Annotated in this window: 11 protein-coding genes; all 11 read right to left on the bottom strand. The window is 38.9% G+C overall.

The features are described 5' to 3' along the window. Nucleotides 1-34: 34 nt before the first annotated feature. The 11 genes from ACT3CD_RS14090 to ACT3CD_RS14040 all read right to left on the bottom strand — a co-directional run bounded on the left by ACT3CD_RS14090 (nt 35) and on the right by ACT3CD_RS14040 (nt 17,719). Complete coding sequence (locus ACT3CD_RS14090; RefSeq protein ID WP_444646286.1) at nt 35-1,855, bottom strand: T9SS type A sorting domain-containing protein; 1,821 nt, start codon at nt 1,853-1,855, stop codon at nt 35-37. Between the two features lie 19 nt (nt 1,856-1,874). Next, nucleotides 1,875-3,701 carry a RagB/SusD family nutrient uptake outer membrane protein gene (locus tag ACT3CD_RS14085; RefSeq protein WP_444646285.1) on the bottom strand — a complete coding sequence of 609 codons (1,827 nt, stop codon included), beginning with the start codon at nt 3,699-3,701 and terminating at the stop codon, nt 1,875-1,877. A gap of 36 nt (nt 3,702-3,737) precedes the next feature. After that, nucleotides 3,738-6,992 carry a SusC/RagA family TonB-linked outer membrane protein gene (locus ACT3CD_RS14080; RefSeq protein ID WP_444646284.1) on the bottom strand — a complete coding sequence of 1,085 codons (3,255 nt, stop codon included), beginning with the start codon at nt 6,990-6,992 and terminating at the stop codon, nt 3,738-3,740. Between the two features lie 376 nt (nt 6,993-7,368). After that, the gene (locus ACT3CD_RS14075) at nt 7,369-8,424 is read right to left on the bottom strand and encodes a T9SS type A sorting domain-containing protein (RefSeq protein ID WP_444646283.1); all 1,056 of its coding nucleotides are present in this window, start codon (nt 8,422-8,424) and stop codon (nt 7,369-7,371) included. 40 nt (nt 8,425-8,464) lie between these two features. Then, nucleotides 8,465-10,027: a sodium:solute symporter gene (locus ACT3CD_RS14070; RefSeq protein WP_444646282.1), complete on the bottom strand. Its 1,563-nt coding sequence runs from the start codon at nt 10,025-10,027 to the stop codon at nt 8,465-8,467. 29 nt (nt 10,028-10,056) lie between these two features. Next, the gene (locus ACT3CD_RS14065; RefSeq protein WP_444646281.1) at nt 10,057-11,205 is read right to left on the bottom strand and encodes a four-carbon acid sugar kinase family protein; all 1,149 of its coding nucleotides are present in this window, start codon (nt 11,203-11,205) and stop codon (nt 10,057-10,059) included. A gap of 3 nt (nt 11,206-11,208) precedes the next feature. After that, on the bottom strand, nt 11,209-12,252 hold the full coding sequence (gene pdxA / locus ACT3CD_RS14060) for a 4-hydroxythreonine-4-phosphate dehydrogenase PdxA (protein WP_444646280.1): 1,044 nt from the start codon (nt 12,250-12,252) through the stop codon (nt 11,209-11,211). Nucleotide 12,253: 1 nt separating this feature from the next. Then, entirely contained in the window at nt 12,254-13,171 is a 918-nt protein-coding gene (locus tag ACT3CD_RS14055; protein ID WP_444646279.1) for a dihydrodipicolinate synthase family protein, read from the bottom strand. Next, nucleotides 13,161-14,318 carry an iron-containing alcohol dehydrogenase gene (locus ACT3CD_RS14050; RefSeq protein ID WP_444646278.1) on the bottom strand — a complete coding sequence of 386 codons (1,158 nt, stop codon included), beginning with the start codon at nt 14,316-14,318 and terminating at the stop codon, nt 13,161-13,163. The genes ACT3CD_RS14055 and ACT3CD_RS14050 overlap by 11 nt, the downstream gene beginning before the upstream one ends. Before the next feature lie 383 nt (nt 14,319-14,701). Next, nucleotides 14,702-15,697, bottom strand: a complete 996-nt coding sequence (locus ACT3CD_RS14045; protein ID WP_444646277.1) for a LacI family DNA-binding transcriptional regulator — start codon at nt 15,695-15,697, stop codon at nt 14,702-14,704. A gap of 408 nt (nt 15,698-16,105) precedes the next feature. Continuing rightward, on the bottom strand, nt 16,106-17,719 hold the full coding sequence (locus ACT3CD_RS14040; protein WP_444646276.1) for a glycoside hydrolase family 43 protein: 1,614 nt from the start codon (nt 17,717-17,719) through the stop codon (nt 16,106-16,108). Nucleotides 17,720-17,778: the final 59 nt, after the last annotated feature.

The following is a 17,778-nucleotide window of genomic DNA, read 5'->3' as shown; positions in this document are numbered from 1 at the left end:
ATTTCCCTTTTTGAGAGTTGCTCTCATGCTCGTTTCATAACTTTACAATTTTTTTAGTGAGAATCTGGTTTCCCTCTAAATAAACCCGAATAATGTAAACACCCGGATACAGATCCGTCAATGATATTTGTCCGATACTGTCAATGTTTTTAAAAACAGCAAGAAGAAGGCCTGTACTGTTATATAATTCGACCTTTATCAGATATGCATAAGTTGAGATAAAAAGTTTATCAGCCACAGGATTGGGGTAAAAACAAACATCGTTGTTCGTCTCTGTAAATTTCACCTCGGTTGGCACGTCTTCTCCTGATAAGTCAAATAAATAAAGTTCAAGCCAAGAATAACCGGAAGCAGAAAGAATCCTTCCATCCGTTTCATCCTGATAATTAAGTCCATTAATGATCTCCCATTCATCTGGGATTCCATCTCTATCAGTGTCAACAGGAGCCAGTTCGCTGGTTGAAGTGCTGTAAACATCCCAGGCTGTTGTTCCTTCCGGATCAGATGGAGAGACCAAATTAACCTGCGTATCAATAATACCCGACGTCACACCTTTCAATGGCGTAGTCTGATCATCAACTGTAGTATAGGCATATCTAACAATAGGGATTTCTCCTTTAGTTTCAGCAACCACTCGCGCGTCAATAGCATCACGCATAGGCAAAACAGCGCCTGCATTAGCGAGTACCGTCTCCCATGCTTGCGCCGCAGTTTCGGTATACTGATCATAATTCTCCAGATAACCAGAAATATCCTGTATTTCAACAGTTTTAAGAAGCACCTCATCTGATTGTATATTATCAATTCCCCCAACCTCAGACCCATCTACTCCACTCCAATTATCAACTGATATAATCTCATCGCCTTCCATCGTATTTCCATCAAAAAACCATTTGGCATATCCATCAAGCGTGACACCTGAACGGTTAAGGGACGGGCGTGCAAAAATAGGGTCGCTAGGTGTCGCCGGTCCGGGTTTAAAATAATTGTTCACTACGTTGACATGGCTAAAACCCAAGCCATTGGTACCTTCCCATTCGCCGCCATAAAAAGCACCGACGCTCCCCCAATTATAGTTAATATTATTGCGGTAATCCACCAACGATTCCACATCGTTGCTATTTGATCCGTTGATACGCGGCATACGAGAATTATGATGAGCCAGCAAGTTATGATGATAAGAGGCATATTCGCCCCCCCATTGTGTGCCATAACCACGTGCGCCTTTTTTATGAATAGAATTGTAAAGCGATTCACTTATAATGCACCATTGAACGGTAGTCCCGTTATTGCTTGAAAAATGAGTTGTTTCCTCAATGGCCCAGCTAAACGAGCAGTGGTCAATAATAAAATTGCTTCCGTTTTCAATTCTGAAGGCCGATACTTCTTCACCTAATTCATCGCCCGGACGAGATCTTATATAACGAACAATAAGATTATTGCTCCCGCTAAAATTAAGAGTTGCACCTCTAAAGCAAACACCATCACCGAGAGCGGTTTGTCCTGCAATTGTCAAATTATCACGTTGCACACGAATATCTCCTTTTAGATTTATGACACCCCCAACCTGAAATACAATTGTCAAAGGACGTTTAACTTCAATTTCTCCCACATAAGGGTTTATCACCACATCAACCCCCTGCTGAAGCGCCCAGCGAAAAGACCCTTCTGGTGGATTTTCAAGGTCATCTTCAAGATTTGTGACAATAGCGACTCTGCCTGACGTGCCATTTCCCCTTCCTCCCGAGGCAAAGCGTCCATAACCATGGGCGCCTGGAAACGCAATCAATTGAGCATTTCCAATACCGTCGAAAAAAATTAGAAAAAATAAAATAATAGATACTATTGTTTTCATACTATAACATTTTAATAGTTTATTCAGCTAAAGGATCAAATGTCCCATAAATCCAGCCTTTCGTCTGCTCAATGGCAGGACTTCTTCGTAAAACACTTTGACTAATACCAAAGTAATAGTATAAATCCTGGTAATTTATAAATGCGCTCTCATTTTCCAAACCGAACGCGGCAAGTGTCGCATCCATCTCCTTCAGAGTTCCGGCAAAATATGTTGTCGCATCTCCTTCTCTTTCAATATCCACATATCCCAAATAAACGGCTGTATCAATCCGTCTCCATCCTGCATACTCACCGGTTCTTACTCGCCCTGTCTTCCAAACGCCATTACCGTCAATAATCAACCCATAGCGTTTTGAACCGTTTAATTTCGGCGTATTAGGGCCCAAATCTTCGGTAAACATTTTTCGCCGACGCAAATCCCAGTAGCGTTTATTCTCAAAAGCAAATTCGACAGCTCTTTCATTCATTATTAGCTCGCGCATTTGCGCGATAGAGAGGTTTGAACCAAGACCATAGTTCTCTGCAGCATCGATCCCAGCCCTATCCCTAATATTACTTAAAAGCTCAACGGCAACACTTGTTTTACCTATTTCATTGGCACACTCAGCCAGATTCATAAGTACTTCGGCATATCTTATCTCAACCCAGGCTGTAGATGTGTTTCCTGTATTTTCAATAGTAACGGTTGGATTACTCGCCTTTTTACAATAAAAACCGGTGGCAGGAGTTCTTCTATTCTCTCCAATATACTGGTTGAAGGTCCATAATACATTCGTTGAATGACCTGCCATTTGCCACGAACAACCATTAAAACCAATAGTTGCGTAAAAGCGAGGATCACGATTCCTCCAAAAATAAACAGAGTCGTAACCAGACGTTATATCTGAGATAGGCTTCCCATTGACCATTGAAAATGTCTTAACCAAATTCCAGGAAGGCGCATATGACATGTTTCCACCTCCGGAGGGAGGACGAATAGAAGCTTCCCAATCATTGATGTAATCTTCTGTATCGGATTTATAGGCCCTATACATCACAGCTTCAGGGTTATCCACTGGAGAATCGGTAAAAATATCGGTAAAAACAGGATTCAAACTATAACCATTGTCATCCAATATTTTTCTCGCATCTACATTTGCGTCATAGGCATCAGTCCAGCGGTCGATATTATTATCAGGGCTAAACATAGGACTGGCCCAGGCCAACAATACCCGACCTTTAAAAGCAGCTGCAGCCCCACTGGTAATACGCCCCTGATCTTCCTGCAAGTCCCATCTTGCAGGCAACATCGTTATTGCATTATTCAAATCAGAAACAATTGCTTCTACTGAAGCTTTCGTACTGCTGCGAGCCACATCAAAATCGTCGAAATATGGATCCTGAACAGCAAAAATAAGTGGAATACCACCATATAACTTAACTAATTCCCAATTTCGCCATGCTCTAAAAAACAAAACCTGGCCCAATAATAATTGCTTATCGTCATCGTTCATGTCTCCGTCACGAATTCCCTTTATGGCAATGTTAATAGACCTAATAAGTTGAAATGTTTCCAAACTGAAAGCGTTCATATAGCTAATACCGTCATCCCCTACCAGACCATACATCAGCATAGTAATTGCTTCATTACTCGAATAACCTTCGTCAGTGTAACCAATATTCGATGCCATAGAAAAAATCGGCATATTGTCAGCATAAATATTGTTGATATATGTTTTGGCGGATGAATATTCATTCCAGATACTGTCGTCCACTTTGTTTAAATCTCTTTTATCAAGGACATCCTCGCAAGCGAAACAAATGACGGCCACCAAAGCAATAAATATTATTAAGACCTTTTTCATATTATGTCATTTTTTAATTAATATATCCTTTTCAAATTATAGAGTAAGACTTACGCCAAGATTAAAAGTCTTAAGCAAGGGGTATGTATTGTAACGAGAAATTGCGTCTTCTTTATAATCGAAAGTGCTAATAGGAGACCACAAATTAGTGCCGGCAAAGAAAATTCTAAATGACGACATACCCCACCTTGATACAAGCCTTTGAGGTATTGAATATGAGAGATTCAAAGTACGTAATCTCAATTGAAAGACATCTTTCATCCAAAAAACCGAAGACCGAGCATTATCAGAAGCGTAAATAGGGCTGGGATATTTTGCATCACTATTGTCATCAGTATAATAATCACGCCAGAAAGATGGGCTATTTTCCAATAAAGTAGGGGCAGTTCTAGCCAGTTTATCAACAATTCCGGAGGAAGTACCAAAGGCCATGTTGAACTGCATACTCAGTGAAAGGCCTTTCCAGTTTCCGCCTAATGATATTGAAGATGGCAACAAATTTTTCCAAACAAAATTTTCATTCACATTTTGAATATAGGTAATATCAACATTTTCAGTCACCTTGCCATCAGGTTCATAAACGATGTCAGGTTCTCCCGCATCGCTGTTACCGGGACGAGCAATATCCTGAAAATATAGCATCCCAACAGCAAGAGAACTTCCGAAAACATTATAATCGAAACCATATTTCTCCAAATTAGCTGCATTAATAGCATCAATCTCTTCCTGTGTACGAATAATTCCATTTGTGACATAACCTTGTTCAGCACTACTCATATAAGTACTTTTACCAATGGGATACCTAAAATCCGATTTCTGATAGTCCGTAGGAATATCCAAAACCTTGTTATTATTATAACCAAAAATCCCCTTGATAAACCAACTTCCATTTTTCCCAATATCCTGTTTATACTCCATTTCCATATCGAACCCGCATACTTCCATACGGCCTAAATTTTCACTCACCATATCAACAATACCGGAGGTTGATGCAAATTCCACTTTCCTGTTAGTTAAAATATCAAAATTGTAATTATAATATCCGTCAATGGAAAAAGACAACCGGTTATCTAAGAATCTGGCATCTAAGCCAATATTTGTTTTGTCTGACTTTTCCCAGGTTACCCCCGAAGAAACCACACCTTCATTTTGAACGGCAATCCCTGATTGAGCGGTAGTTGCGAAAAGGTAACTGTCATCAATACCATATTGTAACCTATATTCATAGGCTCCAGAATAATCTGTTCCTGTACGCCCATACGATCCACGAAGCTTTAAATAATCGATAGGCAAATTTCTGTCTTTAAAAAAATTCTCCTCGGAAATAACCCACCCGGCTGCAAATGCCGGGAAAACTCCGATACGCTGACCAGGGGCAAATTTGGTAGAACTCTCAATCCGCACAACACCCTCAAAAATGTATTTACCGGCATAACTGTAGTTCAAACGACCAATGCCCGATAAGCGTCCACCTTCTGACAATTCCCCTTTTGAAATCGCTGATTCATTATTAAAACCCAATTGTGTTTCGACGCCCTCCAACACCTGGGTTTTGGCTGTAGCTCCAAAACTGTTACCTTCAGACTCGGTCTGTTCATAATTAGCAAAGATTTTAAAATTGTGGAGATTTATTGTTTTGTCGTAGGTTAATCCCGCATTTAGCTGATAATTCTGGGCATATCCATAGCTTTCACTAATGGCATTACGATTCTCAATGTAACGGGCTTCCAATAACTCGTCAGAAAATAGATAGGTCGACTCCTCCTGCGTTGCAAATTCATAAAGATAATATGGAACCGAATACTCTTTACTATAACCATGTCCCTCTCTGCGACTATAAGTTGCCTGAGCTTCCAAACCGGGAATTTTATCAAATTCATATTTTAAGCTCATATTAACGGTATTACCTTTATTTTGGCTCCGGCGATAACTCTCAGTTTCGAAAAAAGCAAAAGGATTTTCACCAACCACATCATCATAAGTTGGGTATACCGCATAGCCATTGATGTGGTGAGGCATCCATTTTGGTGCTTGCAACAACGGTTGAAAAAGGTTCTCCATAGTATTGGTTCCAACCGACTGATTGTAAGGTATATCAACTATCTTATTATCAATACTAAGCGTAAGCGAAGCTGTTAAATTTTTAACAACTTCAATATCTAACCCCAACCGGTAAGAATACTTTGTAACATCAAGATTATCAAAATTACCCGTTTCGTAAACATGTGTCCCGGCGGCAAAATAACGTACCTTATCAGTCCCTCCGGACAAGGTCACAGAATGTCTGGATATGGAAGACAATTTCCAGGCATCGTCCAGCCAATTATAGTTTAAATTTCTGGTCTCCTGAAGCTCTGCATCTGAAAATGGCGTGTAATCGGTATTCGCAGAGTATCTGTCATTTAGCATCTTAGCCTGATCATAGGCGCTCAGCATCTCTGTTTGGCAAGTAGCATCTCCTATTCCGTAGCTTCCAGAGTAAGACACTTTCATTTTACCTTCTTTACCTCTTTTGGTTTGAATAAGCACAACTCCATTAGCGCCTCTTGCCCCATATACAGCAGCAGAAGCATCTTTCAAAACTGAGAAACTTTCGACTTCCGAAGGATCCAGTAAATCGAACTCCTCCTGTGTAACAACAAATCCATCAACCACATAAAGCGGATTAATTTCTTTTGAAGCCCCGCCTGCAGTCCCAAAAGTTCCTGTTCCATGAACTTGTATTCGGGTGGATGCACCCGGTCTCCCTGTCGGTTGAGCAGGCTCAACAGATATGCCAGCCATCTTTCCATCCAGCAAACTGGTAATACTTGTCGCTGGAAAATCTTCAAGTTCTTCCACAGATATACTTGCCACAGATCCAACAATATTAGCCCGTTTGGAAGAACCATAACCAACTAGAACCACTTCGTCCAGCGAAGTTACAGATGTTTCGAGCATAGCATTAATCTCAAGCCTTCCATTAATAGGTATATTTTTTATTTTGAATCCTATAAAAGAAAATGTTAACACATCATCTGAAAATGCTTCCATTAAATACATTCCTTCAAAATTGGAAATAGTTCCTTGCATAGGGTCTCGTTCGGTAACAATATTAACCCCTGGTAATGGTTCGCCTGCTTCGTCGGTTACAATACCTCGTACCACAATCCGTTGGGACATTTGGGCTTGAGCAGGATTCATTGACTTGTATAGAAAAAACAAAAGCAACACAACAACCAATGGAGCAAACGGACGAGAGATAGCACATCCGTCAACTCTATTTTTTGGGGATATCAGGTTTTTTTTCATGTGTTTATAATTTAATTTTTAAGGACACGTGGAACTCGCCGGAATTAATCACACTTCTGTGTGTGAAACAATTTCTCAGCGCTCGTTTCATGTGCTTATAATTTGATCAGTAAGGGGACACAAAACTTAGGAGAATCAGTCATGCTCATGTATGTTAAAAAATCCTCATAACTCGTTTCAATTTTTTCTCTCTTTAAGAAAAAAGTTAGTTTAATTGAAACTCAAGTCAGGCTCAAAATTCATTTAGTCATATTTATACCCAATGTTTGCGGGTTTATATTAGAAATATAATCTACACGTTATCATAACTCTACCCAATGCAGATCCAAATCGTATTAACACGATCTGAATCTGCATTTATCTTAATCAAAAACAACTATTTTCTTAAAATTTTTGTAACTGCAATTTTTGAATCTACCTGAGCTTTAATAACATAAATACCACTTACTAAATCTTTAACTGAAACAAACCTGGCCTTTTCAACATGTTTAATTAATGTACCGGTAAGACTATAAATACTAATATCACAGGCTTCATTAACTGAAACTAAGTCGCCGGTGTAAGAAATACCTAAATCTTGAGAAAGAACAGGATTCAAAGCCGTTGGAAGATCGCCATAAACTATAAAATCATGAATACGCAAAGACTGAGAAACAGCCGTCGAAAATCTTATTTTAAGATGTTCATTAAGTTCGGGATCGGGTGAAAAATAAAGCTTATCCTCCCAAAGCATGCCATATGAGGAAGGATCACACCTATAGATGTTTGGTGTTTTTTCAGAAGTAAATATATCTTTAGTAAAAGCATCGTTATAAGCTGCATCGGGTTGGTAACGTAGTGTATCCCAGGAAACGCCATTATCAAGACTAAACTCAACCATTAAACCGCGCTTATTGCCTCCCGTACTTGAATGTGAATACTGAATCATCTCAATATATGGCAAATTCCCCAAATCAATTTCAAAATATCCAGGTATTGTATATTGTGATTCATACTCACGGCTAATTTCCACAAAACCATTGGACACGCCAACTGTATTAAATCCAGTTCCTGGAATGGCAACCTCATCTCTGTAAGCATAAGCAGTCATCCATTCCGGCGCAAAAGCACATTGATAAAAAATAAGATCAACAGAGCTGCTCGATCCAATAAAAGATTTAGTTTCCTGCAAATCCATGTAACCAGGCGTAATATATTCAGGATCTGTCGGATCTAACTCAGGATTGACAACCCCACGACTATTCCCTGAGTTAGCGTCCGCCTGAGAATGAAAATGCTCAAAATTCTGAAATTTCAAGTTAAGAAGAAGACTTGAACCAGCTTCTGACCAACCGGTACCAGTACCTGTATCCTGTGCCAGTCCATTAGAAATAAAAAATAAAGTCATTGTTCCAACAACAAAAAACTTAACAAATTGTCTCATTTTTTTCATAATCATTTAATTTTAAGGTGAAACTGATAAAAGATATTTTTTAGATATTAGAATTATCTTTAACGATATTCCGCCACCCAACATAAGTAAGATGTGGGTCTATAATTTTGCCTTTAAATAAGAAACTGGTCAGCCAGCCAACAAAGAAGACAATAATGTGACTATACACGCCAATCATATATTTATGCTGTGTATAGTTAAAGAAACCTAAATTAAGGATGAGTTTTTCTTTTCCATCTACATCCATCGATGTAGATGTTAATAAAGCATAAGCAGTGAAAACGACACAGACCCCAATTCCAAAATAAAGGCCTTGTTTATTAGCACGTGGCACAAAAATGCCCAACAAGAAGATACCAGCAACCCCACCTGAAAAAATTGCATAGAGAGCGAATACAATTCCCAATACCCCTTCACCACCTGCATGGACATAAAACAGGGCTACACCAATAGCTGCAATACCTGCCATTAAAACAAAAAATCGACTCATCCACATTTTGTTATCCTCCGAAGCATGCGGTTTAAATCGCATATAATAGTCTTCGAGACAAACGGCAGACAAGCAATTTAAGTCAGAATCAAGGCTGGAAATTGCGGCTGCTATAAGTGCTGATAAAACCAAGCCAACGACACCGACGGGTAGTTGAGTCATGATAAAATGGGGGAAAACCGCATCTGGTCGAATGCCTTCCGGCAATGTATTTCCGCTAATCTGGTAGTAAGAAAACAAAGCCGTGCCAATAAACATAAATAGGGCCCACACCGGAACACTCAATAAAACGCCCATTAAAGAAGCCTTAACAGCAGATTTATCTGATTTTGCTGTCAAATATCGCTGAACAATGGTTTGATCGGTTCCGTATTTCTGGATGGCATAAAAAATTCCATTGAGAACCATCACAACAAAAGTCAGATTTACAAACTCCATATCAAATGGGCCAAAACCTATTTTGCCATTTTCCATAGCCACATTCCAAACTGCAATAGGACCTCCTTCAGTCGTAAATAGCAAAACCCCCAACGATACCAGACCTCCAATTACAAGTAATCCACCCTGAATAACATCCAACCAAATAACGGCCTCAATACCTCCTAGCAGCGTAATAATCACAACCGTAACTCCCATAATAATAATGACCGTAACAATATCTATCCCCATCATTTTACCCAAAGCCATGGCAATTAGATAAAACACCGTTCCCATTTTTGAAAAATGGGTTAAAACAAAAGCCAGAGAACTGTAAACTCGTGCAAAAAAACCAAACCGTTGTTCAAAATATTCGAAAGCACTTAATTTTATCACTCTTCGAAACAAAGGCACAATGAACCATATCATAAAGACCAATACTAAAGGCACCATTAACCCTTGCACCAACCGAATCCAGTTTGACGAAAAACCCTCACCGGGGTAGGCCAAAAAAGTAACACTGCTAATAAGAGTAGCTAAAATAGACATCGCGATGGCCCAGGAAGGAAGAGTTCCTGATGCCTTAAAATAATTAGAAGTATTTTTTTGACGCTTGGTAAAATAAACACCAACACCTATAGAACCTAACAACGAAAAAATGATAATCAGATAATCAATTAAGTGAATATAACTCATTTTTTTATTATTTAACAATTAATTCTTTCTTAAAAAAAAATATCCTGTGGCCAATCGTAACTACCTGGTTTTGTGGTTATACAAAACCCATTATACTTATCTGTTAGCATTTGTATTACCCCCGGTTTTATTTCCCGAAAAGGATATAAACTTTTAATTTTAAGCCTATTGATAATCTCATATGCCGTAGCCCCCCCCTCTATAAAAAGATCTTGCAACTCTGTTTTTGCCATAACGAACTCAACCAATATGGCAATGCTTTTTTGAATACGTAAAGCCAACTCCGAGCCAGTTAAATCATTAAAATTAATAGCAACAGCCACTTTTACTTTATTCGTTATTAAATGAACAACTTCATCAGCCCAATTTTCAATTGATTTATAATCAAAACAATTATTCATATAAACCTCTCTGGGCATAAATGAAAAGACGAGCCCATTAGAAATTAACCCAGTCATTATTGCTTCACTTTTGGGGAAGGCACTGCCAAATACAAAAAGTGAGTGATCGCCGACCTTGTAGTCTTTTACAAAATTTTCTACTTCAGGTATCTGAAGGTTCAAAATAGCATCAAAAAAACCAGCGCCTCCTGCTGGAATCGTTTCATCATTTAATTTCAAAACCCATTTTTGCATGTCAGCTTCATTAGCAACATCTCCAAAAATAATTCCTTCTTCAGGAATCACATCATCAGGCCCCAAAGATGTATAAACACAAAGTGCTGATAAATGTAAAATACGATTAATATCGCTTGACTGAACCGGAAACCCGGGATCATTGGCAAAAAATGTTTTATGAAGAGGCACTTCATTTACATAATAATTTCCACCGATAATCAAACGACCAAAAGCCGGATTACCAGCTACAATAATTACCCTTTTTTTCTTCATAACTTTTGCCTGAGCAATGATTTCAGAAATGATATATCCTCTCAATACGGAATCCAATTTTTTAAATATATACTGAGGTTTAAACCGTCTCAATTTATGAATCACCCGTTCCACTTCCCGCGCTGCTTCATCTTCCGGCATAGATCGGGTATTGGTAGCCACTACAATTAAATCTGCATCTTGCGGATGATTTAATTCAGTTTCTATAATAACACGTAAACCATGTCTTAAACCAACTCCACCAATCTCGGCGGCACCCGTAAAATCATCTGCTATAACAGCAATCATCCCTTATTTCAGTTTATTATTGTATAACTTAATTGCATAATTTATAGCCAAAATCAATGCCTCAGGACTGGCTTTTCCTTGTCCTGCTATTTCAAAGGCCGTACCGTGATCCACAGAGGTTCGGATTATTGGCAACCCTAATGTGATATTAACCCCTTTAACACTTTTCATTGCTTTAGTACTTTTATCCCACTGAAAACCCAAAACTTTAAAAGGGATATGCCCTTGATCATGATACATCGCCACACAGCCGTCAAAACGGCCACCATTAGCCAACGCAAACAGAGAGTCGGGCGGAACCGGGCCTTCAACATTTAATCCTTTCTTTTTAGCGATCTCAATAGCAGGACTAATTTCAAGCGCCTCTTCGTTACCAAACAAACCACCATCACTGCTATGAGGATTTAAGCCAGCCACTCCGATTCGAGGATGCGTAAAACCCAGTTGCCGAAGTGCATCATTCAATAATAAAATCACCTCAATAATTCTGTCTTTTTTTACCAAATCACAAGCTTGTCGCATTGAAACATGCGTACTAACATGAACCACTCGCAAATTTTCATCGGCCAGTAACATCCCATACTTCTTGGTATTGGTATAGTGTGCATAAATTTCGGTGTGCCCTGAAAAAGAATAACCCGCAGCATGAATCGATTCTTTATTAACAGGGCACGTTACAGTGCCATCGACGTCTTTATTTAATGCCAGATCAATCGCTTTTTTAACACACATAAAAGCCAGTCTGCCAGCAATTGGGGACACAACACCTGGTAAAATTTCTGCGACACCATCATTATCCGGACAAATTTCATATACATCCATTGTTCCGTGGATAAACATCGCCTTGCTAACATCTGTAATACCATTAATTTTTAAATGAAGACCAGTTAATTTCAAAGTCTTTTTCATCAATAAAACATTCCCAATAAGAAGAGGACGACATATATCCAAAACAGCCGCATTGGCAAACGCTTTTGCTGCAATTTCAGGCCCTATTCCGGCAGCATCTCCCATTGTAATGGCCAATATTGGTTTTAGACTCTTCATATCACAAAACATTCAATTCTTTTAACGTCGCATTCATCTCCTTTAGATAAAGCTGTTCTTCGTCTTCTTTCATTCTATACATTGGAGGTACCACTTCCTTTCCACATAATCCTTTTAATGACATCAAAGCCTTGAGAGCCGGAATTGACTCACTCAAAACCCTCCCCTCCTGATATAGCCTGGAAATATTATTTGTGAGATGTTGCAACCTGTCTGCATTAATTTTATCACCTTTTTGTAGCGAATCAACCAATTCCCTGTACAAAACAGGCACTATATTTCCCGTACTGGGAACGATACCTGAAGCGCCCAAAGTAAGTGCCTTAACGGACATTGCAGCCCAACCCAGCAAATAAACAAAATCGGTTCTGTTTTTAAACTTGCTAATTAAAATTTCAAGCCGTTGTTCATCTCTTTCTGAGTCCTTCAAACCCACAATATTCTCATGACGACTAAGAACTTCAACCACCTCGACAGGGATATTGTGTTTGGTCATTGCCGGCATATTATAAAGGATCAGGGGTTTAGGCAAGGCATCAGCCAACGCTGAAAAATAGGCAATCATCTGATTATTGGTCATAGGATAATACGCTGGAGGCGTCGCCACTAAAATATCAGCTCCCATCTCAGCAAATAACTGTCCATCAGCAATACTTTCAGACAGACAGTTGCCGGATATACCAACGAATAAAAGACTTTGTTTTTTAATTGCTTTTACAGATGCTTCAACTAAACCACGTTTTTGGATTACCGATAAAGAAGGAGCCTCTCCTGTTGATCCCAAAATAAAGGGGCTAACCCGCGTCTGAATAAATGACCTAATGATCTTTTCAACCGCTGGTTCATCAATTTTCCCGGATGAACCTATGGGGGTAACCATAGGCACAATCACGCCGTTATATATTTTTCTATAATCCATCAAAAGCTCTTTTATATATATTTATTGCATCACCAAGAGTTACTTCACGCAAATTATTATTCAGTAAACGTTGTACTTTTAGTGCTTCTACCGCCATTTCAGGAATAGAATCTTCTGGAATGTCAAAAGAGGAAAGTCCGCCTTCAATGCCGCATCGTTGCAAAAAACGTCGTAAAAAGATTATACCTTTATCAGCTATGGCGACATCGTCCCCGGTCTTCTCCACACCAAGTGCCATCGCGACATCGGCAAATCGCGCGGGGGCCATAGCCACATTAAACGCCATGACGTATGGTAACATCAACGCATTTGCTAATCCATGAGCCATGCCAAACATGCTCCCTAAAGGGTAAGCCAATGCATGAACAGCTGCCGTATTGACGGGACCCAAACACATACCTCCATAAAGACTACCCAGAGCAACATTACTTCGAGCTTCGATATTAAGGCCATCAATACAAGCAATAGGTAGCGACGATGCAATGAGTTTAATACCCTCAAGTGCCAACAAATCGGTCATTGGATGAGCAAACTTATTCATATATGCCTCAATACAGTGCGTTAAGGCATCGATACCGGTACTGGCTGTAACAATGGGTGGAAGTTCAATGGTCAATTCAGGATCTACATAAGCGGCATCAGGCACCAAAAATGGACTTATAACACCTTTTTTCCCACCATCTCTTAAATCCAAAAAAATAGCATTTGGAGAAACCTCACTACCAGTTCCCGAAGTTGTAGGAATGCAAACCAGCCATACATTACGTCTTTTAACCATTCCCATTCCTATTACCTCATCCCACGTCTGATCACTTTTATACAAAACCGATAAAAGCTTAGCGGTATCCATTACGCTTCCACCCCCTATTCCTACAATTCCCTGTGGACCATACTTTTGAATTTTAGTAAGCAAACTATCAAGATCCTGAAAAACAGGTTCCTTTGTAATAGAATAATCAAAATAACAATGAATCCCTGACGCCTCTAGCGCTTGAGAAAACCCGTTCAATTTAGCCTTAAGAGGTTCAATAGTGAATATAAAGAGTCGTTCAATTCCTTTTTCGTTACAATCAGTAATAAAACGTTTAATAACGCCTAATCCAATAATTACTTTTCCCGGATTATAAAATATTAATTCTCGCATCATTATTTTTCTGCTTCTGTATTTTTCCTTATCGTCAAAATGATAACGTTATCATAAGAGTGAAAATATATATCAATATTTAACAAATAAACAAAGTTCTAAACTTTATCACAGCATAATCTGTCATATAATAAACGATGAAATAATCCTAATAAATATCATTATAAGCTATTAACAAAGGCTCAAAAATTAAGACAAAACACAATAAATAATAAAAGCTTATATACAAATGTAATGAAATCGTTTTCAATAATGCAAGTAATTTTAAGATAAAACTATTCATTTCTTAAATTATGTCAACAAAAAAAAGATTATGCACCTACATTTTAGAGGAAACATAATCTTCAAGTTATATTTTTTTTGATAATAATTATTTCTCTACCAAATTAACATGATTTTCTCACCATCAGTTGTGTATTAAGTGTCATTTGAATAGCAGGGCGAGTTGGGTCACTTATACGCTGAATAAGTAATTCTGCGGCTCGTTTCCCAATCTCATAAGCAGGTTGACGAACAGCAGTTAAAGGTGGATTAAGCGAATTGGACCAATACATATCATCAAAACCAACAATTGCTACGTCATCAGGAATTATCAATCCTCTCCGATGTATTGTTTCCAAAGCCCCAAGGGTAATCAGATTATTACCGGTAAAGATAGCATCAGGCGGTTTTGCCAAGGAAAGTAACTCTTCACACAGCAAAATTCCACTTTCATGTTTTGAATCACCATATTTTATATACTCTCTGTCGATGGGTATACCGAACTTTTCCAAAGCCTCAATATAACCAAGTTCGCGATAGCGACTTGAAGGAATTTCTGGTTTACCAGATATATAGGCAATACGTTTGTACCCCAACTTCAAAAGATGTTCTACGGCCATAAATGCCCCTCGCTGATTATTAACCAGCACCACATCAACATCAACATTCCCAAGCCCGCGATCGACACAAACCATAGGGAGTCCACTTTTCAATAACTCAATAACCTTCTTGTCATCTTCTCTTACCGGTGCTACAATGAGACCGTCAACGGACTCGGATTGGAGTATATCCAAGTACATTTCCTCCTTTTTTTCATCCTGACTAAAATTACACATAATAATAGCATAGTTATGTGTATAAACAACATCCTCAATACCTCTCAATACATCTACATAAAACGGATTTTGAATATCAGGCACTAAAACGCCTAATAAATTACCCGATAAAGTTTTTGATCTCAATCGTTTAGCAACCCGGTTTGGCTGATACTTCAATTCCTTAATAACCTTGAGCACTCGTTTCCTGGTTTCATCATTTACATTATTATTATTATTGATCACTCGGGAAACTGTGACGATAGAAACACCAGCTTTCTTCGCAACATCGTTCATGCTTGACATTGTCCAAATAGTTTTAAAATGTAATTCTCAATTAGTAGTGTCAGCAAAAAAACTCCATTTTTTTCGTTACTCTCCCCTTCAAAATGGTCATTTACAATAGTAAACCCATATCTTCCGAGCATCGAAACAATCCTGCCTGCAAAAAAACGCAAATAATAATGGACATTGGACATGTAAATTCCATGCGACCTGTTAAAAACAAATTATTTACGTATAAAAACCTCAAAAATGAAGCTTCCATATCTGCCAACAGAATTTTCGGGCAATCACTGAGTAACAAATATAAAAATATTGAAAACGATAACAATAATAAACAGCAAAATGAGCCTTAATAGATTGAAAAAAAATAGAACTGAGAATGAATCACCATATAATCAATTAAAAAATCAATGATTGATGTTTCAATATTCAATCATTTCCCAAATATTCAAACCAATTATATTGCGCTTGTGTTGATGAGATCCGATCGTTTATTGTGGTTGCAAACATTCCGTATAAACAACCCGTAAAACCACCTGCCGTTTGGGTACTAAGTAAACGGGCGTCCAGATTTTGACCGATTTGATTCCAGACAGAATCGTTATTTGAATAGTAGCAGCGATAAACATCCCGATCTGAAGCAATTTTAAGAAACAAACTATTATGCTGCTTTGGCATTGGTGTGGTATCTAACAATTTCAAACCGCCTTCCTTGGTTGAACTGTACAACTGAATAACATTCACATCATTATCAAGCGATTGACAGAGAAAATAAAAATTACCAGTATTCTGAAAAACCATTAAACCGGCTTTTTCGTCAGATGATTTCGGCGTAAAAGACATTGACACGGATGCCGAACTCTTCAGGTGCTGTTGCCGACGCCCAATAAAAGAAGGATTTCCATCTGTCAAGAAACTGTAAGGCCGTAACTGTAACAACAACCGACCTCCATCGATGGTATCGATATCAAACCATTGTTCATAGGGTGTACGTATCATCAGCCAATACAAATCGAGCGTTGTATTGGTAAATTCATCGCGCATAGCCATGAGTCCATTCCTATTGTTAATATCCTCGGATTGCGGCAAGGCAGCTGTAAATTGATAGTGCAGCTGCACCTCATCAGCATTGGGATTAATGAGTGGCCAGCCATCCTCCCACTCCACCGGCGCCATAAAAGTTTCACGGCCCAAATTATAATGATTACCGTCATAAGGCCGACAAGCCAGAAATACGGCCCACCAATTACCTTGTAAATCCTGAATCAAATCGGCATGCCCCGTCGAAGTCACAGGATTTTTTCTGCCAGCGTCCAAATGACGTTGGGTTAAAATCGGATTCTTTTCCCATGGTACAAATGGCCCATCAACCTTATTGCTTCGAAATATCACCTGTCGATGGTCAACACCGGTGCCGCCCTCCGCTGCACATAAATAATAATACCCATCCTTTTTATAAAGGTGTGGACCTTCAATCCAGGCAGGCTTCTGCGTGAGATCAACCCCTCCGTTTATAAGAATTTTTTCGTTGCCCAACAAAGTCAAGGTATTCTTATCTATCTCAACCATTCGAATGGTTCGATGCCCACTGTAAAGCGACTCATTATTGGGCGGTTCGCTGTTAAAAACCATAAAAAGACGATCATTATCGTCAAAAAAAAGCGACGGATCAATACCACTCACTGGAATCCAGTGCGGGTCAGACCATGAGCCGGCAGGATTTCCGGCTGTGACAATAAAATTTCCTCTTCCGCGAACCTCGGTGCAAGCCACATAATACAAACCATCATGATAATCAATACTGGGGGCATAAACCCCATCATGCGATACATCCAAACCATCGAGTTTCAACTGCCCCGGACGATTCAACACATTGCCCACTTGTTGCCATTGAACCAAATCAGGACTGTAAAATACCGGAATACCTGGGTAATAGCCAAACGTAGAATTCACCAGGTAATAACCATCAGCACCTTTACATACGCTGGGATCAGGATAAAAACCAGGCAATACCGGATTCTCTATAGTAACCGTTGTAAACATTTGTTTTGGTTTTGACTGACACCCACCAAATATTAGCAACATAAAAACACCAGTGTACA

This window comes from Geofilum sp. OHC36d9 (genome assembly GCF_052400685.1).
Taxonomy (GTDB): domain Bacteria; phylum Bacteroidota; class Bacteroidia; order Bacteroidales; family Marinilabiliaceae; genus CAZHHH01.
Note: the sequence above shows the minus strand (reverse complement) of the source record. Positions and strands in the feature narration are given on the sequence as shown.

Excerpts from the sequence above, each read along its gene's own strand:
- ACT3CD_RS14090 (WP_444646286.1), bottom strand. The coding sequence starts at position 1,855 with ATGAAAACAATAGTATCTATTATTTTATTTTTTCTAATTTTTTTCGAC.
- ACT3CD_RS14085 (WP_444646285.1), bottom strand. The coding sequence starts at position 3,701 with ATGAAAAAGGTCTTAATAATATTTATTGCTTTGGTGGCCGTCATTTGT.
- ACT3CD_RS14080 (WP_444646284.1), bottom strand. The coding sequence starts at position 6,992 with ATGAAAAAAAACCTGATATCCCCAAAAAATAGAGTTGACGGATGTGCT.
- ACT3CD_RS14075 (WP_444646283.1), bottom strand. The coding sequence starts at position 8,424 with ATGAAAAAAATGAGACAATTTGTTAAGTTTTTTGTTGTTGGAACAATG.
- ACT3CD_RS14070 (WP_444646282.1), bottom strand. The coding sequence starts at position 10,027 with ATGAGTTATATTCACTTAATTGATTATCTGATTATCATTTTTTCGTTG.
- ACT3CD_RS14065 (WP_444646281.1), bottom strand. The coding sequence starts at position 11,205 with ATGATTGCTGTTATAGCAGATGATTTTACGGGTGCCGCCGAGATTGGT.
- pdxA (WP_444646280.1), bottom strand. The coding sequence starts at position 12,252 with ATGAAGAGTCTAAAACCAATATTGGCCATTACAATGGGAGATGCTGCC.
- ACT3CD_RS14055 (WP_444646279.1), bottom strand. The coding sequence starts at position 13,171 with ATGGATTATAGAAAAATATATAACGGCGTGATTGTGCCTATGGTTACC.
- ACT3CD_RS14050 (WP_444646278.1), bottom strand. The coding sequence starts at position 14,318 with ATGATGCGAGAATTAATATTTTATAATCCGGGAAAAGTAATTATTGGA.
- ACT3CD_RS14045 (WP_444646277.1), bottom strand. The coding sequence starts at position 15,697 with ATGTCAAGCATGAACGATGTTGCGAAGAAAGCTGGTGTTTCTATCGTC.
- ACT3CD_RS14040 (WP_444646276.1), bottom strand. The coding sequence starts at position 17,719 with ATGTTTACAACGGTTACTATAGAGAATCCGGTATTGCCTGGTTTTTAT.